The organism is Stenotrophomonas sp. CFBP 13725 (assembly GCF_014841935.1).
Lineage (GTDB): Bacteria > Pseudomonadota > Gammaproteobacteria > Xanthomonadales > Xanthomonadaceae > Stenotrophomonas.
The window spans coordinates 82,960-109,397 of the sequence record NZ_JACYUV010000003.1 but is presented as its reverse complement, the minus strand read 5'-3'; the positions used below and the strand labels follow the sequence as shown (position 1 = coordinate 109,397).

Sequence of the window (26,438 nt, the reverse complement as noted above, 5' to 3'; positions counted from 1 at the left end):
CCAGGTACGGGCGCCACGCAGCGTGGCATCCCCTCCCATATGGCATCGCCGTGGGCCGATGGCAAGAGCACGGCGAGCGCCGCCGGCATTCCGCCGACGGGCTGGGTGCTTCAGGTCTTCGTCGCTATTCCAGATGACTGACCGGCAGCACCGGCAGCGATCCACCGGCCATGACGCCTTCCAGCACGGCATCGGCACCCACCACATCGATACCCATGCGCTCGTACCACGCCCGATCGTAGTAACTGTGCGCGTAGCGCTCGCCACTGTCGCAGAGGATGGTGACGATACTGCCGCCGCGCCCCGCATCGCGCATCCACTGCGCGGCCTGCAGTACGCCGATGAAATTGGTGCCTGTGGACCCGCCGACACGACGTCCCAGGCTGCGGCTGACCTGACGCATCGCGGCCAGCGCCAGGGCATCGGGCACTTTGACCATCGCATCCACGCTGGTCGGAATGAAACTGGGCTCTACCCGTGGCCGGCCAATGCCTTCCACCCGAGAGCCGCCTTCGCAGGTCAGGTGCTTCCACGGCTCACCCGCCAGCGCGGCGCAGTAACCGTCGTAGAACACGGACACCTCCGGATCGGCGCAGAGGATGCGCGTGTCGTGCCGACGGTAGCTGACGTAGCGACCCAGGGTCGCCGCGGTGCCGCCGGTGCCCGGGCTGCAGACGATCCATTCCGGGATGGGATGCGGCTCTTCGGCCATCTGCTTGAAGATGGATTCGGCAATGTTGTTGTTGGCGCGCCAGTCGGTGGCGCGCTCGGCGAACGTGAACTGGTCCATGAAGTGCCCGCCGGTCTCGCGCGCCAGCTGCTCCGACGCGGCATTCAGGCCGCAGGCGCTCTGCACCAGATGGCAGCGGCCACCGTGGAACTCGATCGCCGCGATCTTTTCCGGCGAGGTGGTGGCCGGCATGACCGCAATGAACGGCAACCCCAGCAAGCGCGCGAAGTACGCTTCGGATACCGCGGTGGAGCCACTGGACGCCTCGATCACCGGTCGGCCCTCGCGCAGCCAACCATTGGTCAACGCGTACAGGAACAGCGAGCGCGCGAGCCGATGCTTCAAGCTGCCTGTGGGATGGCTGGACTCGTCCTTGAAATAGACATCGATGCCGGGAAAACCGGGCAGATCCATCGGGATCAGATGCGTATCGGCCGAACGATTGAAATCGGCCTCGATCTTGCGGATGGCGGCTGCCACCCATTCACGCTGCGACATGGCGGGGTCTGATGTCCGTAGTGGAGCGGTGCGGAACCGACATTCTACGCCGGGCCGTCGTCATCCGCCCGCCGGTAGAATGGGCGTTTCGGCCCTGACCGGCCCGTCTTGATAAGGAGTCCCCATGACCCTCGCTACCCTGCGCACTGTTCCCGGCGTCGCCGCCCAGCCTCCGGCAGAAACAGCCGGCTTCGTCTTCAACCACACGATGCTGCGGGTGAAGGACGCCACGGCATCGTTGGATTTCTATACCCGTGTACTGGGCTACCAACTGCTCGACAAGCGCGACTTCGCCGAAGCGCAGTTCAGCCTGTACTTCCTGGCCCTGCTGCCCGCCGACACGGCGGTTCCGGAAGACGACGCGGCCCGCCGCCTGTGGATGGCTGGCCTGTCCGGCGTGCTGGAGCTGACCCATAACCACGGTACCGAGACCCAATCCGGCCCGGTCTACCACGATGGCAACAGCGACCCGCGTGGCTTCGGTCACATCTGCGTATCGGTGCCGGACATCCAGGCGGCCTGCCAGCGCTTCGACGACCTGCAGGTGCCCTACCAGAAGCGTCTGGAAGATGGCCGCATGAAGCACCTGGCGTTCATCAAGGACCCTGACGGCTACTGGGTCGAAATCATCTCCAACGCCTGACCCCGAAAAAGGGGACGGAGGGGATTAAGTCGTTTCTGGCATAGCGGTGCCAGAAACGACTTAATCCCCTCCGTCCCCTTTTTTTTGTGGCGTCAGTGCGCCGCCAGGTAGATGTCCTGCAGTACGGCTTTCTCGAGCTCCAGCTCACCCAGCAGATTCTTGACGATGTCACCCAGGCTGAGGATGCCTACCAGCGTCGTGCCATCAGTGACCATCAGGTGGCGACGACGCGAGTACGTCATCAGCGACATGGCCTGCTTCAGGGTCGCCTCCGGGGCGATGCCTTCCAGGCCGGTGGAGGGCACGCTCGAGATTACCCGGCGGCCGGCCTGCGGACCATCATCGGCAACGCAGCGCACGATGTCCTTCTCGGAAATGATGCCGACCGGTACACCGTCCTTCATCACCACCAGGGCAGCGATCTTGTTCGCACTCATCTTGTGCGCGGCTGCACCGATGGTGTCTTCCATATCGATGGTGATGACCGTTTCTTTCTTGGATTGCAGAAGCTCGCGAACGTTCATTCTTGTTTCCTGTTGCAGTTCACTGATTCAAAAAATGTGCTCTGCCGGTGCGCCCCACCGCGGGACCGGACCTTGCAGCGCACGTCTGGTGCAACGCGAACGAGGCAGGTTCAACGACGCGACCCACACCCCGGCCAGCTCGATTCTACGACTGCGACCATCGGTCACTATCGGCTTGGATAGGACTGTATGTCGTGGAGACTTGCCAACAATCCAGAGAATGGCACCGCGGGTGAAACCGCCGCTGAATATCGGCGGTGACGTGCACTCAAGATTGGTCGTCCGCTGCCGCCAGGCGGACAGAACGGTGCTGTTCTGTCCCAGTTCGCGCGCAGTGGACCGCATGACGCGTGTGGCTCGACCCGGCTGGTGCCTGCACCGATGACATGCAGCGTCCTGCCTCCGCCTGCTGCAGCGCCATGGTTTACACCCCCGCCGGCCCCCATTGTCTGGGCAGCGCACGGTACGTGATGCCGTTGCTCCCCCTCCTCCCCCGGATTTTTTCCATGTCCCGACTGTTCTCTCCGTTCCAGCTGAAAGGCGTGACCCTGCGCAATCGCATCGCGGTGCCGCCGATGTGCCAGTACTCCGCCGTCGATGGCGTGCCCAACGCATGGCACCTGGCGCATTACACGGGGCTGGCCCGTGGCGGTGCCGGCCTGGTCATCGTGGAAGCGACCGGCGTGTCCGCAGAAGGTCGCATTACCCCCGGCTGCCTTGGCCTGTGGAATGACGCCCAGGCTGACGCACTGGCCCCGATCGCCGCCGCCATCGCCGAGACCGGCGCGGTACCGGGCATCCAGATCGGCCATGCCGGACGCAAGGCCAGCGCCAACCTGCCGTGGGAAGGTGACGACCATATGGCCGAGGACGATGCGCGCGGCTGGCCGACCCTGGCGCCGTCGGCAATCGCTTTCGGTGGCGGGCTGTCCAAGCTGCCGCAGGAAATGACCCTGGACGACATCAAGCGCGTACAGGCGGACTTCGTATCGGCCGCCGAACGGGCACGCGATGCGGGCTTCAAATGGCTGGAACTGCATTTCGCGCACGGCTACCTGGCGCAGAGTTTCTTCTCCGCCTACAGCAACCAGCGCGATGACCAGTACGGTGGCAACTTCGACAACCGGGCCCGCTTCCTGCTGGAAACGGTCGCTGCCGTACGCGCGGTGTGGCCGGCCGACCTGCCGCTGACCGCGCGCTTGGGCGTCATCGAGTATGACGGCCGCGATGAAGAGACCGTCGCCGAATCCATTGAACTGGTACGGCAGATGCGCGAACGCGGGCTGGACCTGCTCAACGTCAGCATCAACTTCGTCATCCCGACCGGCGTGGTGCCGTGGGGCACGCCGTCCTTCTTGGCGCCGATTGCCCAGCGCGTGCGCGATGAAGCCGGCATCGCAGTGGCCGTGGGCTGGTGCGTGGATGGCGCCGAAGCGGCCGAAGACATCGTGCAGAAGCAGCAGAGCGACCTGGTGATGATCGGTCGCGCGCACCTGGCCAACCCGCACTACCCGTACCAGCTGGCGCAGGAGCTGGGCGTCGAGAACCCGGCCTGGACCACCCTTCCCGCCCCGTACGCCCATTGGCTGGCGCGCTACCGCGGCCCAGGCCGCGCCTCGGCCCAGTAAGCGAACGACAAAAAGGGGACGGAGGGGATTAAGTCGTTTTCGGCCTCTAGGCCGAAAACGACTTAATCCCCTCCGTCCCCTTTTTTATTCGACGGTCACGCTCTTGGCCAGGTTGCGCGGCTTGTCCACGTCGGTGCCGCGGGCCAGGGCGGTGTGGTAGGCCAGCAGTTGCACCGGGATCGTGTGCACGATCGGGCTGAGCACGCCGGCATGGCGCGGCGTGCGGATCACGTGCACGCCTTCGGATTCGACGAAATTGCTGTCCTGGTCGGCGAACACGAACAGCTCACCGCCGCGCGCGCGCACTTCCTGCATGTTGGATTTGACCTTCTCCAGCAGGCTGTCGTTGGGTGCGATCACCACCACCGGCATGTCTTCGTCCACCAGTGCCAACGGACCGTGCTTGAGCTCGCCGGCCGGGTAGGCCTCGGCGTGGATGTACGTGATTTCCTTCAGCTTGAGCGCGCCTTCCAACGCGATCGGATAGTGCAGGCCACGGCCCAGGAACAACGCACTGCTCTTGCGCGCGAAGCGTTCGGCCCATGCAGCGATCTGCGGCTCCATGTTCAGCGCATGCTGCACGCTGCCGGGCAGGAAGCGCAGCTGCTCGAGATACTCCGATTCCTGTGCCGCATCCACGCGACCCTGCAGCTTGCCCAGCACCACGGTCAGCTGGAACAGCGCCGCCAGCTGGGTCGTAAACGCTTTGGTCGACGCCACGCCGATTTCCGCACCGGCACGGGTGTAACAGACCAGTTCGCTGGCGCGCGGGATCGCGCTTTCCGGGACATTGCAGATCGACAGCGTATGCAGGTGGCCAAGCGACTTGGCGTATTTCAACGCTTCCATCGTATCCAGCGTTTCGCCGGACTGCGAAATCGTCACGATCAGGTGCTTGGGATTGGCATACGCCGCGCGGTAGCGGTACTCGCTGGCAATCTCCACGCTGCACGGCAGTCCGGAGATGGATTCGATCCAGTAGCGCGCGGTCAGGCCGGCGTAATAGCTGGTGCCACATGCCAGGATCTGCACGCCGGTGATGCCCGACAGCACCGCCTGCGCGTTCTTTCCGAACAGTTCCACCGGGAAGCCACCAGCGTCGATCGCCGCTTCGATGGTGTCACCCAGCGCGCGCGGTTGCTCGTGGATTTCCTTCTGCATGAAGTGACGGTACGGGCCGAGTTCCAGCGAGGCCAGCGACACGTCGGACAGGTGGACATCGCGCTGCACGGGGGCATCGTCGTGGCCATACACCTGCACGCCGTCGCGCCGTACGTCGGCGGTGTCGCCCTCTTCCAGGAAGATCACCCGCCGCGTGGACGAGATGATCGCCGACACGTCCGAGGCAACGAAGTTCTCGCCGTCGCCGATGCCGACCAGCAGGGGGCAGCCCATGCGTGCGCAGACAAAGTGATCGGGCTCGGCACGGCTCATCACCGCCAGCGCATAGGCACCGGTCAGTTCCTTCACCGTGCGCTGCAGCGCGGACAGCAGGCTGTCGCCGCCCTTCAGGTGGTGGTGCATCAGGTGGGCGATGACTTCGGTATCGGTCTGCGACTCGAATACATAGCCGAGCGCACGCAGCTTTTCACGCTGCTCTTCGTGGTTTTCGATGATGCCGTTGTGCACCAGCGCCACGCCCTCGCTGATATGCGGATGCGCATTGGCTTCGGTCACGCCGCCGTGGGTGGCCCAACGGGTATGGCCGATGCCCAGCACGCTGCTGAAGCCCTCTGCATCGGCAGCGGTGGCCATCTCCGAAACGCGACCGGTCCGGCGCACGCGGCGGATATCCGGCTGCTCACCCTGCTGCAGCACCGCGATGCCGGATGAATCGTAGCCGCGGTATTCCAGTCGCTTCAGTCCTTCGATGAGGACAGGCACCACATCGCGACCCGCAATCGCACCCACGATCCCGCACATAGACGCACATCCTTTGGTGTTGAGCTCCGCATTCTAGCGTGGCTCTCCCTGCGCCTCTGTGTGTCCGCTTAACGAAAGTGTCCGGCCCGGTGTCCGCGGACAGGCGGACACCGCGGCACGAAGCGTAACTCCCTGATCCAAAAGGACTGAACAGTTGGCACGCTCTCTGCTTCCCTGAAGGCAGACCGACCACCCAGGCCCTTCGATGATCCGCGACACTTCCGCCCAGGACCAGATTGTTTCCACCCGTGCGACAAGCGGCCGCGCCGCGCTGGTGCGCCGCTACCGCTGGCCGGCACTGGCCGCCGTCCTGGTGCTGGCCGGGATCGGTTTCGCGGTGCACGGATGGCTCAACGCCAGTCGTTCCTTCGACAGCAGCCGCGTGCGCGTGGCGGAAGTACAGCGGGGCGACCTGGTGCGCGACATCGCCGCCGAAGGTCGGGTGATCGCGGCCAACAGCCCAATCCTGTACGCCATCTCCGCCGGTACGGTGAACCTGAAAGTGGTGGCCGGCGACGTGGTCAAGCAGGGCCAGGAGCTTGCCGTGATCGACAGCCCCGAACTGCGCAGCAAGCTTGCCCAGGAAGAGGCCACCCTGGCGGGCCTGGAAGCGGAGTCCAGCCGTGCCGCACTCGATGCCACGCTGACCCGTGCCAAGTCCCGCAAGGACACCGACCAGGCGGGTATCGAAAAGGTGGCTGCAGAGCGCGACCTGCAGCGCTACCAGCGCGGCTTCGATGGCGGCGCGGTGCCACAGATCGACCTGGCCCGCGCGCAGGACAGCCTGAAGAAGGCCGATATCAGCCTGCTCAACGCGCAGACCGACGCCAACCTGCAGGGCCAGGGCGCGGACCTGGACGCACGCAACAAACGCCTGCTAGCCGACCGCCAGCGTGCGGTGGTATCGGAAGTGAAACGGCAGGTGGATGCGCTGACCCTGCGGGCGCCCTTCGATGGCCAGGTCGGCCAGGTGCAGGCCGTGCAACACACCAACCTGATCGCCAACGCACCGGTGCTGGGCGTGGTCGATCTGTCCAACTTCGAGATCGAGATCAAGGTGCCGGAGAGCTTCGCACGCGACCTGGCGATCGGCATGCCCGCCCAGTTGACCAGCGGCAGTGGCGAACCCTTCCCCGGCGAAATTTCCGCCGTCTCGCCCGAAGTGGTCAGCGGTGAGGTAAACGCGCGCGTGCGCTTTGCCGACAAGCAACCGGCCGGCCTGCGCCAGAGCCAGCGGATGTCGGTGCGGGTGCTGCTGGACACCCGCAAGGACGTACTGAAAGTAGAGCGCGGCCCCTTCGTCGAGCAAAGCAGCGGACACGCCTACGTGATGGAGGGCAGCACCGCCGTGCGCCGCCCCGTGGAACTGGGCGTGAGCAGCCTGGGCGAAGTGGAGATCCTGTCCGGCGTGCAGCCGGGTGATCGCATCGTGGTCGCCGGCAGCGACCTGTTCAAGGACGCCGAGCGCGTTTCCATCAACTGATCCATCCCCTACGAATCCTGGAGAGAACCATGCTTGAGATGCGCGCTGTCGCCAAAGTGTTCCGTACCGAACAGGTGGAAACCCATGCCCTGCGTTCGCTGGATCTGAAGGTCAACGAGGGGGAGTTCGTCGCCGTCACCGGTCCGTCGGGGTCAGGCAAGACGACCTTCCTCAACATCGCCGGCCTGCTGGAGACCTTCACCAGCGGCACCTATCTGCTGGACGGCCAGGACGTCAGCCAGCTGGGTGACGATGCACGCAGCCGCCTGCGCAACCAGAAGATCGGCTTCATCTTCCAGGGCTTCAACCTGATCCCCGACCTCAACCTGTTCGACAACGTGGACGTACCACTGCGTTACCGCGGCATGTCCTCGGCCGAGCGCCGCGAGCGCATCGAAAAGGCACTCGGCCAGGTCGGCCTGGGTTCGCGCATGAAGCACTATCCCAACGAATTGTCCGGTGGCCAGCAGCAACGCGCCGCCATTGCCCGCGCCCTGGCGGGGAGCCCGCGCCTGCTGCTGGCTGACGAACCCACTGGCAACCTGGACAGCCAGATGGCCCGTGGCGTGATGGAGCTGCTGGAGGAAATCAACGCCGCCGGGACCACCATCGTCATGGTCACCCATGATCCAGAGCTGGCTGCGCGCGCGCAGCGCAACGTGCATATCGTCGACGGCCAGGTCACCGACCTGCTGCGCGAACCGGTCCTGGCCACCGCCCGGCGCGTGGCCGCGGTCAACGAGTGAGGTCCGCCATGTTTGCTTACTACACCCGGCTGGCCCTGCGCAGCTTCCGTCGTAACAGGGTGCTGACCGCCCTGATGGTGGTCGCCATCGCGCTCGGCATCGGCGCCTCGATGACCACCCTCACCGTATTCCATGTGCTGTCCGGCGATCCCATTCCCGGCAAGAGCGACCGCCTGTTCTACGTGCAGGTCGACCCGCGTCCGCGTGCCGGCTTCGTGCCCGGTGAAGAGCCCGAAGAGCAGATGACCCGGTTCGATGCCGAAGCGCTGTTGCGCGACAAGAAAGGGATCCATCAGGCGGTGATGACCGCCGGCGGCGCGACCATCGTGCCGCAGAACAGTACGCTGAAGCCGTTCTCGCTGGACTCGCGTTACACCTCGGCCGATTTCTTCCCGATGTTCGATGTGCCCTTCCAGTATGGCAATGGGTGGACGGCCACCGACGATGAAGGCCGCAGCCGCGTCGCGGTTCTGTCCAAGACGCTCAACGACAAGCTGTTCAACGGGGCCAACAGCGTGGGCCGCGAAATAAACGTCAGCGGGCATTCGATGCGCGTGGTCGGCGTACTGAAAGAATGGCAGCCCGAGCCGCGGTTCTTCGATCTGTCCACCGGCGCCTACGGCAACGAAGAAGACGTGCTGCTGCCGTTCTCCACCTCCGTCGAGTTGAAGCTGGGCAGCAGCGGCAACATGAACTGCTTCGGCGAAGGAGCGCCCAATGGCAGCAGCTCGGACCTCAATGCACCGTGTACGTGGCTGCAGTACTGGGTGGAACTGGATCCGGCCAAGGTCGATGACTACCGGCAGTACCTGCTGAACTACTCCGACCAGCAGCGTGCCGCTGGCCGCTTCCAGCGCCCGGCCAACGTCAAGCTGTCGTCGGTGATGGAATGGCTGGATTTCAAGAAAGCCGTTCCCAGTGACGTGCGGCTGCAGCTGTGGCTGGCGCTGGGCTTCCTGGTGGTGTGCCTGATCAACACGGTCGGCCTGCTGCTGGCCAAGTTCCTGCGCCGCAGTGGCGAAATCGGCGTGCGCCGCGCGCTTGGCGCCAGCCGCGGGCAGATATTCCTCCAGTGCGTGGTGGAGGCGGGCGCGGTAGGCGTGGCCGGTGGCCTGCTCGGCATCCTGCTTGCGTTGGCCGGGCTGTATGCCGTGCGCCAGCAACCCGTGGAGTACGCAAAGCTCGCTCATCTGGACGGCACCATGCTGCTGCTTGCACTCGGCCTGACCCTGTTCGCCAGCCTCGCCGCCGGCCTGTTGCCGGCGTGGCGCGCCATGCAGGTCACCCCCGCCATCCAGCTTAAATCGCAGTAAGCACGAGCCCAAGGAACCTGCATGGACATCCGCCCCATCCTCAGTACCCTGCGTCGGCACAAGACCGCCGCCTCGCTGATCGTGCTCGAAGTCGCCCTGACCTGCGCCATCGTCTGCAACGCGCTGTTCCTGGTCAGCCAGCGCATCGACAAGATCAGCCAACCCAGCGGTGTGGCCGAAAAAGAGTTGATCGTGGTGCGGGTCAGCGGTATCGGCAAACAGACCGATGCCATGGCCCGCACGCGCGAGGACATCGCTGCCCTGCGCGCCGTCCCCGGGGTCACCCAGGTATCGCGCGCCAACCAGTTGCCGTTCCGCAACAACTCCTCCAACAGCGGCATCGCGCGTACACCCGAACAGGAGCGCCCCACGATCCACGCCGCCATTTACAACTTCAACGAAGGTGCGCTGTCCACGCTCGGACTGAACCTGATTGCCGGACGCGACTTCCTGCCCAGTGAGTACGTGGACCGCGAGAAAGCGCAGAGCGGCGAAGGCGCGGGTAAGGCGGTGCCGGTGATCATCACCCAGGCGGCCGCTGACGGCCTGTCGCCGGGACAGACGGCACTGGGCAAGACGTTCTATTCCGGCGACCAGCCACTCAACGTGATCGGCATCGTGCAGCACCTGGCCACGCCCACCGGCTGGGGCGACAACACGACGATGTCGCTCATCATGCCGCTGCGGACCGACTTCACCGAAGGCGTCTATCTGCTGCGGTCCGCCCCGGAGCGTCGCGATGAGGTGCTGAAAGGCGCGCTGGCCGCGTTGGAACGCAATGATCCCAACCGCCTGGTCCGCGAGAAACTGACCTATGAGGACCAGCGCAACGAATTCTTCAAGAACGATCGCGCCATGGTCGGCTTGTTGATCACCGTCTGCGTTGCCCTGCTGGTGGTGACCGCATTGGGCATCGTCGGCCTGGCCAGCTTCTGGGTGCAGCAGCGCAGCAAGCAGATCGGCATCCGCCGTGCGCTGGGAGCGACCCGCGGGCAGATCCTGCGCTACTTCCAGACCGAGAACTTCCTGCTGGCCACGGTCGGCATCGTGCTCGGCATGCTGGCGGCGTATGCCATCAACCTGGCCTTGATGAATACCTATGAGCTGCCCCGCATGCCGCTGATCTACCTGCCCATCGGCGCCGTGCTGCTGTGGCTGCTGGGACAGATCGCGGTGTTCGGGCCGGCGCGGCGGGCCGCTGCGGTACCGCCGGCGGTAGCCACCCGCGGCAGCTGAGGCACGGCTGGCGCGGCTTGTATATCCTGCTGCCATGATGTCCGTAGCGCCGCGCCCCGGCCGGCGCCTACGTTCCGCCGAGCACGGCTCGGCGCTACCAGAAGCTGCTCAATGCCTGCGATCCTGATCATCGACGACAACACCAGCGTGGCTACCGCGCTGGACGTGCTGTTTTCCCTGCATGACATCGATACCCTCCAGGCCACCTCCCCCGAACAGGGGCTGGCGCTGCTGCGCGAACATCCGGTGGACCTGGTCATCCAGGACATGAACTTCACCGAGGACACGACCTCGGGCGAAGAAGGCGAAGCCCTGTTCGCGCGCATCCGTCAGGCGCACCCTGACCTGCCGGTGATCCTGTTGACCGCGTGGACCCATCTGGGCAGCGCGGTGGATCTGGTGAAGGCAGGGGCAGCCGACTACCTGGCCAAGCCCTGGGATGACCGCAAACTGCTGACCACGGTGAACAACCTGCTGGAGCTGTCCGAGGCACGCCGCGAGCTGGACCAGCGCCGCCAGCGTGAGCAACGCCAGCGCACCGATCTGCAGGCCCGCTACCAGCTGTGCGACGCCGTGTTCGCCGATGCCGCCAGCGAGCGCGTCATCGCGCTGGCCTGCCAGGTGGCGCGCTCGACGTTGCCGGTACTGATCACCGGTCCCAATGGCGCAGGCAAGGAGAAGATCGCGCAGATCATCCAGGCCAATTCGCCGGTGGCCAAGGGCCCCTTCGTCACCGTCAACTGCGGCGCACTGCCCGCCGATCTGATCGAAGCAGAGCTGTTCGGCGCCGACGCCGGCGCGTACACCGGTGCCAACAAGGCGCGCGAAGGCAAGTTCGAAGCCGCCGATGGCGGTACGTTGTTCCTCGATGAGATCGGCAACCTGCCATTGGGCGGCCAGATGAAGCTGCTGCGCGTGCTGGAAACCGGCCGCTTCGAGCGGTTGGGTTCGAACCGCGAACGGCAGGTCAAAGTGCGCGTGGTCAGTGCGACAAACGCGGATCTTGCCGCGATGATCCGCGACGGCACCTTCCGCGAAGATCTGTACTACCGCCTCAATACGGTCGAGCTGGCGTTGCCGCCGCTGGCGGAGCGGACCGGCGACATCGCACCGCTTGCCGAGCACTTCCTGACCGATGGCAAGCCGCTGTCACCTGCAGCCCTCAGCGCCCTGCAGCGCCATGCATGGCCGGGCAACGTGCGCGAGCTGCGCAACGTGATCCAGCGTGCCGAGCTGCTGGCGACCGGTCCGCGCATCGAGGTGGCCGACCTCAACCTGCCGCGCGCACCGGCCAACGTGCGTAGCAACAGCGCGGCGCTTGACCCGGATCGCAAGCGCATCGAAAGCGCGCTTGCCAGCAACCACGGCATCATCGCGCAGGCCGCGGCGGAGCTCGGGCTGAGCCGACAAGCGTTGTACCGTCGGATGGATCGCTACGACATCCCCCGCGAATGAAGCCGCGCTCCCTCACCGTTCGCCTGTTCCTGCGCCTGCTGCCTGTGCTCGCCCTGGCGGCCGCGCTGCCGTGGCTGCTGGCCTACTGGATGGACCACGGCTGGGCCGTCGCGCTGCTCTCCGGTATCGTCCTGCTGTCGTTGATGTGGATCAGCCTCAGCCGCGCCATCGCGCCGGTACGTTCGGTGATGCGCGCGTTGTCCGGCGTGGTCAGCAGCTACAAGGACGGCGAGTTCAATTTCAGCGTGCACTGGCCCGCACAGGATGAGCTGGGCCATCTGGTGCAGGCGCACCGCGAGCTCGGGGATGTACTGCGCGAGCAGCGGCAGTCACTCGTGCAGCGCGAGCTGCTGCTCGACACCATGGTGCAGAACACGCCGGTGGCGATGCTGTTGCTTGCCGCAGGCGGTGACGGCGTGCAGCGTGTTGTGTTCTCCAACCTGGCCGCACGCAAGCTGCTGCACGGCGGGTACAAGCTGGAAGGCCAACGTCTGCTGGAACTGTTGGAGCAGATGCCGCTGGCGCTGCGCGACGCCATCTCGCGCGGCGGCGACAGCTTGTTCGCCGTGCGCGAGGAAGAGAGTGATGACGACGATGACGAGCAGATCTACCATCTGTCGCGGCGCGCGTTCCACCTCAATGGGCGACCACACGACCTGCTGCTGATCCGCCTGCTGACCGCTGAACTGCGGCGGCAGGAAGTACAGACCTGGAAGAAAGTGATCCGGGTGATAAGCCATGAGCTCAACAATTCATTGGCTCCCATTGCCTCGCTGGCGCACTCCGGCGGTGAACTGGTCAGGCGCGAACGCTTCGACCGCCTGCCGGAGATCTTCTCGACCATCGAAGATCGGGCGCGTCACCTGGAAGGCTTCATCCGGGGCTATGCGCGCTTTGCCAAGCTGCCACACCCGCAGCTGCAGACAGTGCACTGGGCGCCGTTCCTGGCCAGCCTGCAGCAGCAGATCCCCTTCCAGATGGATGAGATTCCCGACGACCTGCACAGCCGCGTGGACATCGCCCAGCTGGGGCAGGCGTTGCTGAACCTGGTGAAGAACGCGCACGAGGCGTGTGCCGAGTCTGATCCCCCCAACGACGACGTGCGTGTGCAGCTGACCCGCCTGCCGCAGTGGATGCGGCTGGACGTGCTGGACCGCGGCAAGGGCATGAACGAGGCCGTCCTGCAGAACGCATTGATGCCCTTCTATTCGACCAAGCGCAACGGTACCGGGCTGGGCCTGGCGCTCACGCGGGAGATCATCGAAGCGCACGGTGGGCGTATCGCGCTGCAGAACCGCACGGACGGCGGCCTGTGCGTGTCGCTGCTGTTGCCGGTGAACTGACGGCAAGCGGTTGCGGGCGTGGGGGAGCGTGGGACGTGGGACGTGGGACGTGGGACGTGGGACGTGGACGTGGACGTGGACGTTGGACGTTGGACGTGGACGTGGACGTGGGACGTGGGCCGTGGGCCATCGACGTGGGGCGTGAACCGTGGGACTTCACGCTTGGTAGAGCCGACTTCAGTCGGCTGCCGTGCGCCTGCAGCCGACTGAAGTCGGCTCTACCGGGGATGCGCCTTGCAGCCGACTGAAGTCGGCTCTACCGGGGATGCCCTGCAGCCGACTGAAGTCCGCTCTACCTGCCTACTTTTTCTGCGGGCGCTGCCAGCCTTCAACCACCTGCTGGCGCACGCGCGCGACGGTCAGCTGGCCGTCCGGTGCGGTGCGCGTGATCACCGATCCAGCGGCAATGGTCGCGCCCTCGCCGACGAGCACGGGCGCCACCAATGAGCTGTTGGATCCGATGAAGGCGTTGTCACCGATCGTCGTCTGTGACTTGTTCACCCCATCGTAGTTGCACGTGATGGTGCCCGCGCCGATGTTCACCTTGCTGCCGATCACCGCATCGCCCAGATAGGTCAGATGGTTGGCCTTGCTGCCTACGCCCATGCGGACGTTCTTGGTTTCCACGAAGTTCCCCACGTGTGCCCCGTCGGCCAGCACGGTGCCCGGACGCAGCCGCGCGAAGGGTCCGATCTGCGCCGCGCCCTCGGTCACCACGCCTTCGATGTCACAGTGCGCGCGTACCTCGGTACCCGGGCCCAGCTTCACGTTCTTCAACCGCGTGAACGGTCCGATGACCACGCCATCGGCCAGCTCGACGCGTCCTTCGAGGATCACGTTGACGTCGATCTGCACATCACGGCCGACGGTCACATCGCCGCGGATGTCCAGCCTTGCCGGGTCCAACACGCGGGCACCCTGCTCGCACAGCGCACGCACCGCACGCTGCTGCCAGGCGCGCTCAAGCTGGGACAGCTGCCACGGATCATTGGCGCCTTCGGCATCCTGCGGATCCGCCACCAGGGACATGTCGGCCGCGGTGTATTCATTGGCAGCGAACGCGAACACGTCGGTGAGGTAGTACTCACCCTGCGCATTGGCGTTGGACAACTGTGAAAGCCAGCGCCGCAAGGCGGTGGATTCGGCGGTGATGATGCCGGTGTTGATCGTACGGATCCTGCGCTGCTCCTCGCTCGCATCTTTCTGCTCCACGATGGAGCCGACCTTGCCCTCCGCGTCGCGCACGATGCGACCGTAGCCGGTGGGATTCTCCATCTCCGCTGCCAGCACGGCCAGCCTGCCTGGCTGCGCCAGCAGGTCGCGCAGGGTCTGCGCACGGATCAGCGGCACGTCGCCGTACAGCACCAGCACCTGCGCGGCGTCAGGCACGTCCGGCATGGCCTGCGCGACCGCATGGCCGGTCCCGAGCTGCTGCGCCTGCTCCGCCCACAACAGGTCGGGCTGGTCGGCGAACCGCGCACGCACGGCGTCCCCGCCATGACCGTGGACGATGTGGATCGCAGCAGGCTGCAGTTGGCGTGCCGTCGCGATCACGTGCGCCAGCATGGGCTGGCCCGCGACCGGCTGCAGCACCTTCGGCAATACCGACCTCATGCGCTTGCCCGCGCCGGCGGCCAGGATGATCACGTGCAGGGCTTGGCTCATGGAATAACGGAGTCCGCAATGGTGTGCCGACATTCTAGAACGCAGCCCGTTAACATGCGTCACGCGCCCTGCATCCCGTGTCCATGTCCCTGCTCCGCCAAGGTGGTTCCTACCTCATCGTCGGCCTGGTCCAGCTTCTGCTGGACTGGTGTGTGTTCGTGGCGGTGACCGCGATGGGCATGCCGGTGGTGCCGGGCAATGTCATCGGTCGCGCCAGCGGCATGCTGCTGGGCTTCTGGCTCAACGGGCGTTACACGTTCGCCGATCAGGGCAGGCAGCGGCTGGGGTGGCGGCGCTTCGTGCGCTTCATCGGCCTGTGGGCGGCGGTCACTGCAGTGAGCACCGTGCTGGTCGCCGCCGCCCACGACGCATTGGGACTGCAGTCCGCCTGGTTGGCCAAGCCGCTGGTGGAAGGCCTGCTGGCCGCGCTGTCGTTCCTGTTGATGCGTTGGCTGGTGTTTCGCTGAAGCAAGCGTGCTTCCGGCACCGCGTGCAACAGCCGCCGAGCGTGGCTCGGCGCTACCAGGGCGAGGCACACGCGCAGAGTCCGGTAGCGCCGAGCCGCGCTCGGCGAGCGCACCGCGCGGTGCTTCAGCCACGAACGCCAACAGCCGCCGAGCATGGCTCGGCGCTACCAAGGCGAGGCCCACGCGCAGACCCGCCCGGTACGCCGAGACGGGACTGCTACCGGCCCAGGCGCGCCGCCAGGCCCTCGCGCCACAACTGCAGGGGGCTGAATCGTAGTGTCACCTCGTGCGTGCCCGCGGGTACGCAGACGGCACGGAACAACCCGTTGGCGCGCAGCACGTCTGTCGCCTCGCCGTTGATCTCCGCCCTCCAACCCGGGGCGATCACATCGTTCACCACCAGCCACGCGGGCGCGTCAGCGTGCACCCGCACCGTCATCGTGCTCGCCGCATGGTGCTGTTCCAGCACCTGCAGCGCACCGGCTCCGGCCTCCGGGCAGAGGCCCCGCTGCGCGCCTTGCGGCAACCACAGCGCGGCACCGAAGTCGGTCTCGTTGAAGGCCGCCGCGGGCGGCAGGTCCTCTTCATGCCAGCGCACCTGGCGCGGGTTGAGCAGGCGCGGCAACACGCTGTCACGACGCAGATACTGCAGTTGATCATCGTGGGCGCGCGAGCCGGGGAAGGCACCCGGCGCGAGCACCCACCGCACACCCAGCAGGTCATACAGGGGCGCGTTGAAGTCCGCGGTCCACGGGGTGTCCGGTTTGTCCTGCACGTTCTCCAACGGATCGCCGGGCATGCCGACCATCCGCAGGTAGCGCGCGTCCAGCAGCGGGTTATAGCCATTGGCCAACGGCAGCGCGTGCACGGCCGCACCGTTCGTCAACGGACCGATGCCGAAGACCAGGGCACGCTGCGGCCCGGAGGCGGTGCGCTGCGCGGACAACAGCTGGTACGCACTCTGCGCCGCGCCAGCGCGACTGGCGGTGAGCACGGGACGGGTCGCACTGCGTGCGTTGAATGAGGTGCTGACGTTGAACACCAGCAGATCGAGCAGAACCAACCCGAGCACCCAGCGTGCGGGCGCACGATGCCGACGCAGCTGGTGGACGGCCAGCGTCCCCAGCACCGCACTCAGCGCGATCCAGGCAAACCCTGGCAACCGGCCACTGCTGACGATCAGCCAACCGCTGGCCACCGCCAGCAGACCCGTCACCAGCACCGATGGCCAATGCGGCCGCAGCCCGTGCTGGGCGAGTGCAACCTGCAAGGCGGACGCAGCCAACCATGCCGCTGCGGGCACGGCGAGGAACAGCCCATCGGAGGGTCGACGGAACAGGTCCAGCCCGGGCAGCCACTCGAACAGCAGCGGGAACACCGGCGTCGCGCCCCCCAAGGCGAACAGGACCGCAAAAACGAAGACCGCCAACGCGATGCGCGCCTGCGTGGGCGTGCGACGAATGACCTCGCCGCCCCACGCCAGCCAGACCGCCAGCGGGACGGCACCCACGTAGAGATAGTCGGTCGTGATATCGCCGAATGCCCAGCTGTCACCACGGCCCTGCGAGAAGATGTTGCCTGAAAGCAGGGTGGCAAGGGACTGCCACTGGATGGCCCCCGGCAGCGCGGTGTCGAGCGTCACGCCATCGCGATTGGTCTGCGCCAGCCAGGCGAACGTCGACAGCCACTGCGGTGCGCTGATCAGCGCAGCCACTGCCCCTACCACGGCCAACTGCAGGAACAGGCGCACGCGCTGGCGATCAGCGACGACGAGCGCGCCCGCCGAATAAAGCGCGCACGCGAGCACGATCAGATACGTGACCTGGGTCAGCTGCAGCGCGCACAGCCCGCCGACCACGCCGGCCAGCACGGCATGCCGCCACTGCAGATGGCGGCGCAGCTGGTCCAGCGCCAGCCACAGCCAGGGCAGCATGCAGTAACTGACGATCATCGGGGTGTGCTGCAGGCGCGCCGCCGCGACCCCTCCGAACAGGAAGACCAGGGCGAACATCAGCTGCGGCAAGCGCTGCATGCCGTGATGCGCCGCCAGTTTCAACGCCCCCATCCCCGCCACCAGCACATGCAGCAGGATCACCACCGTGAACCAGTGCAGGGACGTCGGTGCCAGCAGCATCGGCAGCACCACGGTCGGCTGCAGGGTCATCATCTGCGGATCGGCCAACTGCGGGTATCCACCGTGCAGGTAGGGATTCCACCAGGGTAGGTCGAGCTGCAGCAGTTGCTGCGCGGTGAAGCTCACTGCCGGAAAGAACTGCTGGACCGCATCGAAGGGAATCGTCCATACGCCAAGCAGCCAGGGCAGGCAGAGAATCAGCCAAAGGGCGCTCCATGCGAATCCCGGCGTCTGCCGTAGTCGGGTCCAGCGGCTCGTCGCCGCCGTCGTGCTCATCATCTGCTGCACCCGTGCTTTCCTTGCTTTGTCAGCGCGCGCCGCCCGTTTCGGGGCGACAAAGATCAATCATAGCCCGCACCAACGCGACATGCCCGAGGGGCTCCTGCATGCTGCGATCCACCGCCTCGGCAACCGTCTTCGTGCAGCCCGGCTGGCCGCGCTCCGGGGCGATGTCGGGCCATAGCGCCAGCAGCTTTTCGTCTGCCGCGTCGATGAGGCGACGCAACGCCTCCAGCGAAGGCGCGGGCGGTGGCACCTCGCCTGCCGCATAGCGATGGAACGCGACATGCTGGATCAGCTTGTTGGCCTCGATCAGCTGGCGGTAGAAGTGCACGACGGCCTCGGCGTCCAGGCCCAGCTGGGTCGCCTGGACACGCTTGTCCTGCAGCACCTGTGCTTCGCGGATGGGATCTTCCACCGGCCGCGCGGCGGGGTACTTGAACGCGGCCACCTCATGCGCGATGGCATTGCGCTCGGCGGCGACGGCAACGAAGCGATCCATCGGGGTGGCCTGCGCGGCGGCAGGCAGCAACGTCGCAAGCAGCACTGCCCGGCAGCAATCGAGAACAGGCATGGCGCACCTTCCGGAAGAAGAAGCACACAGGGTGAGCCCGGTGGGTGGCCAGCACGAGGAACCGGCGCACAGTTCGCGCCGGCATCCTGGACGACGCACGGAAAATACAAACGCCGGCACAGGGCCGGCGCAGGTGAAGCGGTCGCGTGCAGCCGCGGCACCCAATCGGGTCGCCGCCGCCCGGCAGCGGTCAGTGCTTCAAGTTCTTGCGCAGGCGTTCAAGCGCCTGCAGCTGGGCGGTCACTTCGGCCAGCTTCTGCTGGGCTTCGGCGATCTCCATGCCTTCGCCGCGATTGGCCAGCATGCGCTCGGCTTCTTCCTTGGCCTTGCGTACGGCGGCTTCATCGATGTCCTGCGCGCGGATGGCCGTATCGGCCAGCACGGTTACCACCTGCGGCTGTACTTCCAGGATGCCGCCGGTGATGAAGAAGTCCAGCTGCTCGCCATTGGCCTGGGTGACCACGACCTTGCCCGGCTTCAGGCGGGTGATCAGCGGTGCGTGCTTGGGCGCGATGCCCAGCTCGCCCAGCTCACCGGTGGCCACGACCAGGGTCGCTTCACCCCGGAAGATTTCCTGCTCGGCGCTGACGATGTCGCAACGGATCGTGCTCATGCAAATCTCTTCACTGTTCGCGGCGGCACGATGCCACCGGGGAGGAGCCACGGCGCGGGCGGGTGCCCGGCGCCGGTGTCAGGTCGGGCAGGATCGCTCCCGCCCGTCCCGGATCAGGCCTTCTCGGCCATCTTCTTGGCCTTCTCGACCGCTTCTTCGATGCTGCCGACCATGTAGAACGCCTGCTCCGGCAGGTGGTCGAACTCGCCATCGACGATGGCCTTGAAGCCACGGATGGTGTCCTTCAGCGACACGTACTTGCCCGGCGAGCCGGTGAACACTTCGGCCACGTGGAACGGCTGGCTGAAGAAGCGCTCGATCTTGCGGGCGCGGGTCACGGCCTGCTTGTCTTCTTCCGACAGTTCGTCCATGCCCAGGATCGCGATGATGTCCTTCAGTTCCTTGTACTTCTGCAGGGTCTGCTGGACGCGCTGGGCGGTGTCGTAATGCTCGTGGCCGATGACCAGCGGGTCCATCTGGCGGCTGGTCGAATCCAGCGGATCCACGGCCGGGTAGATACCCAGCGAGGCGATCGAACGCGACAGGGTCACGGTCGAATCCAGATGGGCGAAGGTGGTCGCCGGCGACGGATCGGTCAAGTCATCGGCCGGCACGTAGACCGCCTGGATCGAGGTGATCGAGCCGTTCTTGGTGGAGGTGATGCGCTCCTGCAGGACGCCCATTTCCTCGGCCAGGGTGGGCTGGTAGCCCACGGCCGACGGCATGCGGCCCAGCAGTGCCGACACTTCGGTACCGGCCAGCGTGTAGCGGTAGATGTTGTCGACGAACAGCAGCACGTCCTTGCCCTTGCCCGACGCGTCCTTCTCGTCGCGGAAGTACTCGGCCATGGTCAGGCCGGTCAGCGCAACGCGCAGACGGTTGCCCGGCGGCTCGTTCATCTGGCCGTACACCATCGCGACCTTGTCCAGGACGTTGGAGTCCTTCATCTCGTGGTAGAAGTCGTTGCCCTCACGGGTACGCTCACCCACGCCGGCGAACACGGACAGACCGCTGTGCGCCTTGGCGATGTTGTTGATCAGCTCCATCATGTTGACGGTCTTGCCGACGCCGGCACCGCCGAACAGGCCGACCTTGCCGCCCTTGGCGAACGGGCACATCAGGTCGATCACCTTGATGCCGGTTTCCAGCAGCTCGGTGGCCGGGGACTGGTCTTCGTACGACGGCGCGGCACGATGGATTTCCCAGGTGTCGCTGGCGGTGACCGGACCGGCTTCGTCGATCGGGCGACCCAGCACGTCCATGATGCGGCCCAGCGTGCCCGCGCCGACCGGCACGGAGATGCCGCGGTTGGTGTTGGTGGCGACCAGGTTGCGCTTCAGGCCATCGGTGGAACCGAGGGCGATGCAGCGGACCACGCCGTCGCCCAGCTGCTGCTGGACTTCGAGGGTGATTTCGGTGTTGTCGACCTTCAGTGCGTGATACACCTTCGGCACCGACTCACGGGGGAACTCGACGTCGACGACCGCGCCGATGATCTGAACGATCTTGCCCTGACTCATTGCTGCATCCTCTAAATGTGTGCTTTGGACGTGCGCGTCAGACTGCTGCTGCGCCGCCGACGATTTCGGAGATTTCCTGGGTGATCGCTGCCTGGCGGGCCTTGTTGTAGACCAGCTGCAGGGTTCCGATCAGCTTGTTCGCGTTGTCGCTGGCCGCCTTCATCGCCACCATGCGTGCCGCATGCTCGGAAGCGACGTTTTCCAGCACGGCCTGGTACACCAGCGACTCGATGTAACGCGTCATCACGTGCTCCAGCACGGTCGCGGCATCGGGTTCGTACAGGTAGTCCCAGTCGTGGTGAGCGACCTGCTTCTCAGCCGCCGGCAACGGCAGAAGCTGGTCGAAGCTGGCGGTCTGGGTCATGGTGTTGACGAAGCGGTTGTACACCAGGTACACGCGGTCGACCTTGCCCTCGGTGAATGCATCGAGCATCACCTTGATCACGCCGATCAGCGATTCCAGCCGCGGCACGTCACCCAGATGGGTCACGCTGCCGACCATGTTGACCTTGATCCGGCGGAAGAAGGTGGATGCCTTCTGGCCGATGGTCACCATGTCGACTTCAGCGCCCTTTTCCTGCCACGCACGGGCTTCGCCCAGCGTCTTGCGGAACAGGTTGTTGTTCAGGCCACCCGCCAGCCCGCGATCAGACGAGATCACGATGTAGCCCACGCGCTTGACCTGCTCGCGCTCGGCCAAGAACGGGTGCTGGTAGTCGGTGCTGGCCTGGGCCAGGTGACCGATCACCTGCTTCATCGCCTGCGCGTACGGACGCGAGGTCTTCATCCGCTCCTGCGCCTTGCGGATCTTGGAGGCCGAGACCATCTCGAGCGCGCGCGTCACCTTGCGGGTGTTCTGCACGCTCTTGATCTTGGTTTTGATTTCGCGTCCGCTTGCCATCTCTTATTCCCGTATGTTCAACGGTAGAGCGGGGACTGGCCCCGCTCCACGTGCGCTGTTACCAGCTGCCGGTGGTCTTGAACTCGGTGATGCCCTTCTTGAAGGCCTCTTCGATGTCCTTGTCCCAACCGCCGGTGGCGTTGACCTTGCCGATCAGCTCGCCCTGGGTGTTGGCGAAATGGGCGTGCAGGCCTTCTTCGAACGCCAGCAGCTTGTTGACCGGCACGTCGTCGAGGTAACCCTCGTTGACGGCGTAGATCGACAGCGCCTGGTTGGCGATCGACATCGGCGCGTACTGCTTCTGCTTCATCAGCTCGGTGACGCGCTGACCGCGCTCCAGCTGCTTGCGGGTGGCTTCGTCCAGGTCCGAGGCGAACTGCGCGAACGCAGCCAGTTCACGGTACTGGGCCAGCGAGATACGGATGCCGCCGGACAGCTTCTTGATGATCTTGGTCTGGGCCGAACCACCCACGCGCGACACCGAGATACCGGCGTTGACGGCCGGACGGATACCGGCGTTGAACAGATCGGTTTCCAGGAAGATCTGACCGTCGGTGATCGAGATCACGTTGGTCGGCACGAACGCGGACACGTCGCCGGCCTGCGTTTCGATGATCGGCAGTGCGGTCAGCGAACCGGTCTTGCCGGTCACGGCGCCGTTGGTGAACTTTTCCACATACTCTTCGGACACGCGGGCGGCGCGCTCGAGCAGGCGGGAATGCAGGTAGAACACGTCGCCCGGGTAGGCTTCGCGGCCCGGCGGACGCTTCAGCAGCAGCGAGATCTGGCGGTAGGCGACAGCCTGCTTGGACAGATCGTCGTACACGATCAGGGCGTCTTCGCCGCGATCCATGAAGTACTCGCCCATGGTGCAGCCCGCGTAGGCGCTGATGTACTGCATCGCAGCCGATTCAGAGGCGGTGGCGGCGACGACCACGGTGTGGGCCAGCGCGCCGTTCTCTTCCAGCTTGCGCACGATGTTGGCCACGGTCGATGCCTTCTGGCCGATCGCGACGTACACGCACTTGATGCCGGTGTCTTTCTGGTTGATCACCGCATCGATGGCCAGGGCGGTCTTGCCGGTCTGGCGGTCACCGATGACCAGCTCGCGCTGGCCACGGCCGATCGGGATCATGGAGTCGACCGACTTGTAACCGGTCTGCACCGGCTGATCGACCGACTTGCGCCAGATCACGCCCGGGGCCACACGCTCCACCGGAGCGGTCAGTTCGGTGCCCAGCGGGCCCTTGCCGTCGATCGGCTCGCCCAGCGCGTTCACCACGCGGCCGAGCAGCTCCGGACCAACCGGCACTTCGAGGATGCGGCCGGTGGTCTTGGCCACGTCGCCTTCGCGAAGGTTCTGGTAATCACCCAGCACCACGGCGCCGACCGAGTCGCGCTCCAGGTTCAGGGCGAGGGCGAAGGTGTTGTTGGGCAGTTCGATCATTTCGCCCTGCATCACGTCGGCCAGGCCGAAGATGCGCACGATGCCGTCGGACACGCTGGTCACGGTGCCTTCGTTGCGCGATTCCGCGGCCAGCTTGACCTTCTCGATGCGGTTCTTGATCAGTTCGCTGATTTCGGAGGGATTGAGCGTGGTTGCCATCGTCGAGTCCTAGTGCCGGCGGTAACGCCGGACGTTTAATTGAATTCAGTTAGCGAGTGCGGTCTGCAGACGGGCAAGCTTGCCCTTCAGCGAACCGTCGATGACCACGTCACCGGCGTCGATCACGGCGCCGCCGATCAGCGACGCATCCACCGCGGTGGACACATCCACTTCGCGGCCGAAGCGTTTGCGCAGCGCAGCCTTGATCGCGTCCAGTTCACCGGGCGACAGTTCGTTGGCCGAGGTCACCGTGGCCTTCACCACGTGTTCGGCTTCGGCGCGCAGCTGGTCGTACATGCCGGCGATTTCCGGCAGCAGCGGCAAGCGGCGGGCATCGGCGAGGATGGACAGGAACCGCGAGAAGGTCTCGCTGCGCTGGTCCGGGGCGAGCAGCGCGACGGCGTCGTCGCGGCCCAGCTCCGGGTTGGCGAGCAGGGCCGACACGCGAGGGTCGGCGGCGACATGGGCGGAGAACGCAAGCGCATCCGTCCACGGCGCGAACGCACCTTCGTCACGCGCGGTCGCAAAGGCGGCGCGGGCGTAAGGGCGGGCAAGCGTGAGGGCCTGGCTCATATCAGATCTCCGAAGCCAGCTCGTCGAGCAGCGCCTTGTGGGCGTTGGCATCGATTTCGCGCTTGAGCAGCTTCTCCGCACCGCTTACGGCCAGCGCGGACACCTGCTTGCGCAGCTCCTCGCGGGCACGGTTGGCGGCGAGGTCGATTTCAGCCTGGGCCAGTTCTTTCTGGCGGTTGGCTTCGGCGATCGCTTCATTCTTGGCGGCTTCAACGATCTGGTTGGCGCGCGCGTGGGCCTGGTCAATGATTTCATTGGCCTTGCCGCGTGCATCCTTCAGGGCTTCGTTGACCTTGTCCTGGGCCTGGGCGAGATCTTTCTGGCTGCGATCGGCAGCGGCGAGACCTTCAGCGATCTTCTGCTGGCGCTCTTCGATCGCATTCATCAGCGGCGGCCAGATCTTGGTCGCGATGATCCAGATCAGGGCTGCAAAGGCCAGGGCCTGGGCGATGAGTGTAAAACCGATTTCCATTTTATTCGCTCAGTCGGTGGTGACGGGGTGGAAGTGCCGCCCGGTGGGCGGCACCCCCGAACCTTCATCCGATACCAGGCACCAGCGGTGCCCGGTCGTTTCACAGAGGCTGGATCAGCCAGCCACTGCCGGCAGGCGCGAGACGAACTCGCCGACCAGCGGGTTGGCGAAGGCGAACAGCAGGCCCACGGCGACCGAGATGATGAACGCGGCGTCGATCAGGCCGGCGGTGATGAACATACGGACCTGCAGCACCGGGATCAGTTCCGGCTGGCGCGCGGCCGATTCCAGGAACTTACCGGACATGATGGCCAGACCCAGGCCTGCGCCCAGCGCGGCCAGGCCGATCATGATGCCGACGGCGAGGACGGTGGAGCTCTGGACCTGGGCGAGATTGGTCAGGACGGCGAAGTACATGGTTTTCTCCGGGAACGTGATTGCTAAGGGATATGGAAACTAACGGATGAAGGGTGCAGCGAAACTCAGTGACTGTCTTCGGACAGGCTCAGGTACACGATGGACAGCATCATGAAGATGAAAGCCTGCAGCGGAATCACCAACAGGTGGAACAGCATCCAGCCGAAGCCGGCGAAGGCGCCTGCGAACATGCCGGCGATACCTGCACCGCCCAGCACCCAGATCAGCAGGAAGACGATTTCCCCGCCGAACATGTTGCCGAACAGTCGCATCGCCAGCGAAATCGGCTTGCTCAGCCACTCGACGATGTTCAGGATCAGGTTGAACGGCAGCATCCACTTGCCGAACGGCGCGGTCAGGAACTCCTTGGTGAATCCACCAATGCCCTTGGAGCGCAGTGCGAAGAACAGCATCAGGAAGAACACGCTGATCGACATGCCAAGGGTGGCATTGACGTCAGCGGTCGGGACCGGCTTCCAGTACGGCACACCGAGGGCTTCCAGCGGCATGGCGATGAAATCGGCCGGGATCATCTTGATGAGATTCATCAACAGGATCCAGAAGAAGATCGTGATCGCGATCGGCGTCACCAGCTTGCTGGTGCCGTGGTAGGTGTCCTTGGCCTGCCGGTCAACGAATTCCAGGCAGATTTCCACGAAGGCCTGCCACTTGCCCGGCACGCCGGCCGTGGCATTGCGGGTCGCCATCCAGAAAGCGAAAACCATCACCAGACCCATCAGGACCGACGTGGCGATGGTATCCAGGTGCAGCGCCCACGGGCTGCCATGCCCAACGGTGAGGTTGTGCAGGTGATGCTGGATGTAGGAGGTGGGTGTCAACGCCTCGCCTGCCATGTGTCCGGAACCTTAGTTATTTAGAAATTCGATCAACGCCTGGCCAGAGCCAGGACCTGAAACATCAAGCCAACCGCGATACCGGCCAGAAGTGCCAACGCGGGCAGCCTGAATACCAGAAATCCAACGATCAGCACACCAAACACCACTGCCCACTTGGCCACCACCGCGATGATCAGCCGTGCCATTGCCGAGCCTGCCGCCTGTACACCGCCCCCCAGCGCCATCCGTGCCGCCACCCAGCCACCGGCTGAAACCGCAAGCCCGGACAGCAGTGCGCCCAGCGCATGCTTCGGACTCACCAGCAGGAAGCCAAGGGCCAGGACAATCACTGCCGCCAGCGGATAGACCGCGGCGCGCAGCATCAGTCGCCGACCCGGATCAACGGAATTCAGCACAGAGACGTCCCGCACATTGGAGTGGAAAGGCGTGAGGCAGCAGCGTGGTGCCTCGTCGAGCCGCCAAATTATAGCAATGGGACAATTTGCGAGACAACCGCTGCGTGTTCATACCGGATCGGTGCAAGTTACGGGATGGCCGGGATTTTTCCATCCGGGGGCGGGACAATCAGGCCCAGCGGGGGTCGTGGCCATGTCGCAGTGCACCATTGAACTTTGGTCGCGGTCCGGGGTCCAACCCCTCGACCTGCCCTCTCTCATCCTCGTCGGCGCAGTTTGCAGGTCGGTAACCGAGTCCCGCCACTGCTTGGCGGGACTTTTTTTCTCTTCATCGGTGCCTGCCGGCGCCCCTTGGCGCGCTGTGCATTAAGCCTTTTCTGACGCGTTCTCCACCATACCTTCACGAATGGTGGACGCGACGATAGCGATAGTGGCGCAACTTT

At 65.3% G+C, this 26,438-nt stretch carries 24 protein-coding genes; 9 read left to right on the top strand and 15 right to left on the bottom strand.

Annotation, left to right across the window (positions count from 1 at the left end):
• Nucleotides 1-124: 124 nt before the first annotated feature.
• Complete coding sequence (locus tag IFT65_RS06365; protein WP_192080812.1) at nt 125-1,228, bottom strand: PLP-dependent cysteine synthase family protein; 1,104 nt, start codon at nt 1,226-1,228, stop codon at nt 125-127.
• A gap of 124 nt (nt 1,229-1,352) precedes the next feature.
• On the opposite strand from IFT65_RS06365, the gene gloA reads away from it, so the two are divergent.
• Complete coding sequence (gene gloA / locus IFT65_RS06360; protein ID WP_188325047.1) at nt 1,353-1,871, top strand: lactoylglutathione lyase; 519 nt, start codon at nt 1,353-1,355, stop codon at nt 1,869-1,871.
• Nucleotides 1,872-1,963: 92 nt separating this feature from the next.
• Here gloA and IFT65_RS06355 read toward each other — a convergent pair whose 3' ends face one another.
• On the bottom strand, nt 1,964-2,395 hold the full coding sequence (locus IFT65_RS06355; protein WP_188325048.1) for a CBS domain-containing protein: 432 nt from the start codon (nt 2,393-2,395) through the stop codon (nt 1,964-1,966).
• A gap of 506 nt (nt 2,396-2,901) precedes the next feature.
• On the opposite strand from IFT65_RS06355, the gene IFT65_RS06350 reads away from it, so the two are divergent.
• Nucleotides 2,902-4,023, top strand: a complete 1,122-nt coding sequence (locus IFT65_RS06350) for an NADH:flavin oxidoreductase/NADH oxidase (RefSeq protein ID WP_192080811.1) — start codon at nt 2,902-2,904, stop codon at nt 4,021-4,023.
• A gap of 84 nt (nt 4,024-4,107) precedes the next feature.
• Here IFT65_RS06350 and glmS read toward each other — a convergent pair whose 3' ends face one another.
• Nucleotides 4,108-5,946, bottom strand: coding sequence for a glutamine--fructose-6-phosphate transaminase (isomerizing) (glmS, locus tag IFT65_RS06345; RefSeq protein ID WP_192080810.1), 1,839 nt, complete (start codon nt 5,944-5,946; stop codon nt 4,108-4,110).
• Nucleotides 5,947-6,151: 205 nt separating this feature from the next.
• Here glmS and IFT65_RS06340 point away from each other — a divergent pair, with 205 nt between their 5' ends.
• The 6 genes from IFT65_RS06340 to IFT65_RS06315 all read left to right on the top strand — a co-directional run bounded on the left by IFT65_RS06340 (nt 6,152) and on the right by IFT65_RS06315 (nt 13,522).
• Nucleotides 6,152-7,429: an efflux RND transporter periplasmic adaptor subunit gene (locus IFT65_RS06340; RefSeq protein WP_192080809.1), complete on the top strand. Its 1,278-nt coding sequence runs from the start codon at nt 6,152-6,154 to the stop codon at nt 7,427-7,429.
• A 29-nt stretch (nt 7,430-7,458) separates the two neighbouring features.
• Nucleotides 7,459-8,175, top strand: coding sequence for an ABC transporter ATP-binding protein (locus tag IFT65_RS06335; protein WP_188325052.1), 717 nt, complete (start codon nt 7,459-7,461; stop codon nt 8,173-8,175).
• An 8-nt stretch (nt 8,176-8,183) separates the two neighbouring features.
• The gene (locus IFT65_RS06330) at nt 8,184-9,488 is read left to right on the top strand and encodes an ABC transporter permease (RefSeq protein ID WP_192080808.1); all 1,305 of its coding nucleotides are present in this window, start codon (nt 8,184-8,186) and stop codon (nt 9,486-9,488) included.
• Between the two features lie 21 nt (nt 9,489-9,509).
• Nucleotides 9,510-10,724, top strand: coding sequence for an FtsX-like permease family protein (locus tag IFT65_RS06325; RefSeq protein ID WP_192080807.1), 1,215 nt, complete (start codon nt 9,510-9,512; stop codon nt 10,722-10,724).
• Between the two features lie 111 nt (nt 10,725-10,835).
• Entirely contained in the window at nt 10,836-12,179 is a 1,344-nt protein-coding gene (locus IFT65_RS06320) for a sigma-54 dependent transcriptional regulator (protein WP_192080806.1), read from the top strand.
• Entirely contained in the window at nt 12,176-13,522 is a 1,347-nt protein-coding gene (locus tag IFT65_RS06315) for an ATP-binding protein (RefSeq protein ID WP_192080805.1), read from the top strand. Before IFT65_RS06320 ends, IFT65_RS06315 begins: the two co-directional genes overlap by 4 nt.
• Nucleotides 13,523-13,822: 300 nt before the next feature.
• On the opposite strand, the gene glmU is transcribed toward IFT65_RS06315, so the two are convergent.
• Complete coding sequence (glmU, locus tag IFT65_RS06310) at nt 13,823-15,187, bottom strand: bifunctional UDP-N-acetylglucosamine diphosphorylase/glucosamine-1-phosphate N-acetyltransferase GlmU (RefSeq protein WP_192080804.1); 1,365 nt, start codon at nt 15,185-15,187, stop codon at nt 13,823-13,825.
• Between the two features lie 83 nt (nt 15,188-15,270).
• On the opposite strand from glmU, the gene IFT65_RS06305 reads away from it, so the two are divergent.
• On the top strand, nt 15,271-15,654 hold the full coding sequence (locus IFT65_RS06305) for a GtrA family protein (protein ID WP_192080803.1): 384 nt from the start codon (nt 15,271-15,273) through the stop codon (nt 15,652-15,654).
• A 217-nt stretch (nt 15,655-15,871) separates the two neighbouring features.
• On the opposite strand, the gene IFT65_RS06300 is transcribed toward IFT65_RS06305, so the two are convergent.
• The 11 genes from IFT65_RS06300 to IFT65_RS06250 all read right to left on the bottom strand — a co-directional run bounded on the left by IFT65_RS06300 (nt 15,872) and on the right by IFT65_RS06250 (nt 25,995).
• The gene (locus IFT65_RS06300; RefSeq protein WP_192081045.1) at nt 15,872-18,067 is read right to left on the bottom strand and encodes a hypothetical protein; all 2,196 of its coding nucleotides are present in this window, start codon (nt 18,065-18,067) and stop codon (nt 15,872-15,874) included.
• 28 nt (nt 18,068-18,095) lie between these two features.
• Nucleotides 18,096-18,641 (bottom strand): gamma subclass chorismate mutase AroQ, encoded by a 546-nt coding sequence (aroQ, locus tag IFT65_RS06295; RefSeq protein ID WP_192080802.1) that lies wholly within the window; start codon nt 18,639-18,641, stop codon nt 18,096-18,098.
• Between the two features lie 190 nt (nt 18,642-18,831).
• Nucleotides 18,832-19,254, bottom strand: a complete 423-nt coding sequence (locus tag IFT65_RS06290; protein ID WP_188325061.1) for a F0F1 ATP synthase subunit epsilon — start codon at nt 19,252-19,254, stop codon at nt 18,832-18,834.
• Between the two features lie 113 nt (nt 19,255-19,367).
• Nucleotides 19,368-20,774, bottom strand: coding sequence for a F0F1 ATP synthase subunit beta (gene atpD, locus IFT65_RS06285; RefSeq protein WP_188325062.1), 1,407 nt, complete (start codon nt 20,772-20,774; stop codon nt 19,368-19,370).
• A gap of 37 nt (nt 20,775-20,811) precedes the next feature.
• The gene (atpG, locus tag IFT65_RS06280; RefSeq protein ID WP_188325063.1) at nt 20,812-21,675 is read right to left on the bottom strand and encodes a F0F1 ATP synthase subunit gamma; all 864 of its coding nucleotides are present in this window, start codon (nt 21,673-21,675) and stop codon (nt 20,812-20,814) included.
• 58 nt (nt 21,676-21,733) lie between these two features.
• Nucleotides 21,734-23,281 (bottom strand): F0F1 ATP synthase subunit alpha, encoded by a 1,548-nt coding sequence (atpA, locus tag IFT65_RS06275; RefSeq protein ID WP_188325064.1) that lies wholly within the window; start codon nt 23,279-23,281, stop codon nt 21,734-21,736.
• A gap of 45 nt (nt 23,282-23,326) precedes the next feature.
• On the bottom strand, nt 23,327-23,854 hold the full coding sequence (locus IFT65_RS06270) for a F0F1 ATP synthase subunit delta (RefSeq protein ID WP_188325065.1): 528 nt from the start codon (nt 23,852-23,854) through the stop codon (nt 23,327-23,329).
• Between the two features lies 1 nt (nt 23,855).
• A complete protein-coding gene (locus tag IFT65_RS06265) occupies nt 23,856-24,326 on the bottom strand; it encodes a F0F1 ATP synthase subunit B (RefSeq protein WP_188325066.1) in 471 nt (156 codons plus the stop codon).
• Between the two features lie 114 nt (nt 24,327-24,440).
• A complete protein-coding gene (gene atpE / locus IFT65_RS06260) occupies nt 24,441-24,743 on the bottom strand; it encodes a F0F1 ATP synthase subunit C (protein WP_188325067.1) in 303 nt (100 codons plus the stop codon).
• Nucleotides 24,744-24,808: 65 nt separating this feature from the next.
• A complete protein-coding gene (gene atpB, locus IFT65_RS06255; RefSeq protein ID WP_188325068.1) occupies nt 24,809-25,597 on the bottom strand; it encodes a F0F1 ATP synthase subunit A in 789 nt (262 codons plus the stop codon).
• A 32-nt stretch (nt 25,598-25,629) separates the two neighbouring features.
• On the bottom strand, nt 25,630-25,995 hold the full coding sequence (locus tag IFT65_RS06250) for a hypothetical protein (RefSeq protein WP_188325069.1): 366 nt from the start codon (nt 25,993-25,995) through the stop codon (nt 25,630-25,632).
• Nucleotides 25,996-26,438: the final 443 nt, after the last annotated feature.

Excerpts from the sequence above, each read along its gene's own strand:
- IFT65_RS06300 (WP_192081045.1), bottom strand. The coding sequence starts at position 18,067 with ATGATGAGCACGACGGCGGCGACGAGCCGCTGGACCCGACTACGGCAG.
- IFT65_RS06325 (WP_192080807.1), top strand. The coding sequence starts at position 9,510 with ATGGACATCCGCCCCATCCTCAGTACCCTGCGTCGGCACAAGACCGCC.
- atpG (WP_188325063.1), bottom strand. The coding sequence starts at position 21,675 with ATGGCAAGCGGACGCGAAATCAAAACCAAGATCAAGAGCGTGCAGAAC.
- IFT65_RS06335 (WP_188325052.1), top strand. The coding sequence starts at position 7,459 with ATGCTTGAGATGCGCGCTGTCGCCAAAGTGTTCCGTACCGAACAGGTG.
- atpB (WP_188325068.1), bottom strand. The coding sequence starts at position 25,597 with ATGGCAGGCGAGGCGTTGACACCCACCTCCTACATCCAGCATCACCTG.
- glmS (WP_192080810.1), bottom strand. The coding sequence starts at position 5,946 with ATGTGCGGGATCGTGGGTGCGATTGCGGGTCGCGATGTGGTGCCTGTC.
- IFT65_RS06265 (WP_188325066.1), bottom strand. The coding sequence starts at position 24,326 with ATGGAAATCGGTTTTACACTCATCGCCCAGGCCCTGGCCTTTGCAGCC.
- IFT65_RS06330 (WP_192080808.1), top strand. The coding sequence starts at position 8,184 with ATGTTTGCTTACTACACCCGGCTGGCCCTGCGCAGCTTCCGTCGTAAC.
- IFT65_RS06315 (WP_192080805.1), top strand. The coding sequence starts at position 12,176 with ATGAAGCCGCGCTCCCTCACCGTTCGCCTGTTCCTGCGCCTGCTGCCT.
- IFT65_RS06350 (WP_192080811.1), top strand. The coding sequence starts at position 2,902 with ATGTCCCGACTGTTCTCTCCGTTCCAGCTGAAAGGCGTGACCCTGCGC.
- glmU (WP_192080804.1), bottom strand. The coding sequence starts at position 15,187 with ATGAGCCAAGCCCTGCACGTGATCATCCTGGCCGCCGGCGCGGGCAAG.
- atpD (WP_188325062.1), bottom strand. The coding sequence starts at position 20,774 with ATGAGTCAGGGCAAGATCGTTCAGATCATCGGCGCGGTCGTCGACGTC.
- IFT65_RS06305 (WP_192080803.1), top strand. The coding sequence starts at position 15,271 with ATGTCCCTGCTCCGCCAAGGTGGTTCCTACCTCATCGTCGGCCTGGTC.
- IFT65_RS06320 (WP_192080806.1), top strand. The coding sequence starts at position 10,836 with ATGCCTGCGATCCTGATCATCGACGACAACACCAGCGTGGCTACCGCG.
- IFT65_RS06340 (WP_192080809.1), top strand. The coding sequence starts at position 6,152 with ATGATCCGCGACACTTCCGCCCAGGACCAGATTGTTTCCACCCGTGCG.
- IFT65_RS06270 (WP_188325065.1), bottom strand. The coding sequence starts at position 23,854 with ATGAGCCAGGCCCTCACGCTTGCCCGCCCTTACGCCCGCGCCGCCTTT.
- atpE (WP_188325067.1), bottom strand. The coding sequence starts at position 24,743 with ATGTACTTCGCCGTCCTGACCAATCTCGCCCAGGTCCAGAGCTCCACC.
- gloA (WP_188325047.1), top strand. The coding sequence starts at position 1,353 with ATGACCCTCGCTACCCTGCGCACTGTTCCCGGCGTCGCCGCCCAGCCT.
- aroQ (WP_192080802.1), bottom strand. The coding sequence starts at position 18,641 with ATGCCTGTTCTCGATTGCTGCCGGGCAGTGCTGCTTGCGACGTTGCTG.
- IFT65_RS06365 (WP_192080812.1), bottom strand. The coding sequence starts at position 1,228 with ATGTCGCAGCGTGAATGGGTGGCAGCCGCCATCCGCAAGATCGAGGCC.
- IFT65_RS06355 (WP_188325048.1), bottom strand. The coding sequence starts at position 2,395 with ATGAACGTTCGCGAGCTTCTGCAATCCAAGAAAGAAACGGTCATCACC.
- atpA (WP_188325064.1), bottom strand. The coding sequence starts at position 23,281 with ATGGCAACCACGCTCAATCCCTCCGAAATCAGCGAACTGATCAAGAAC.
- IFT65_RS06290 (WP_188325061.1), bottom strand. The coding sequence starts at position 19,254 with ATGAGCACGATCCGTTGCGACATCGTCAGCGCCGAGCAGGAAATCTTC.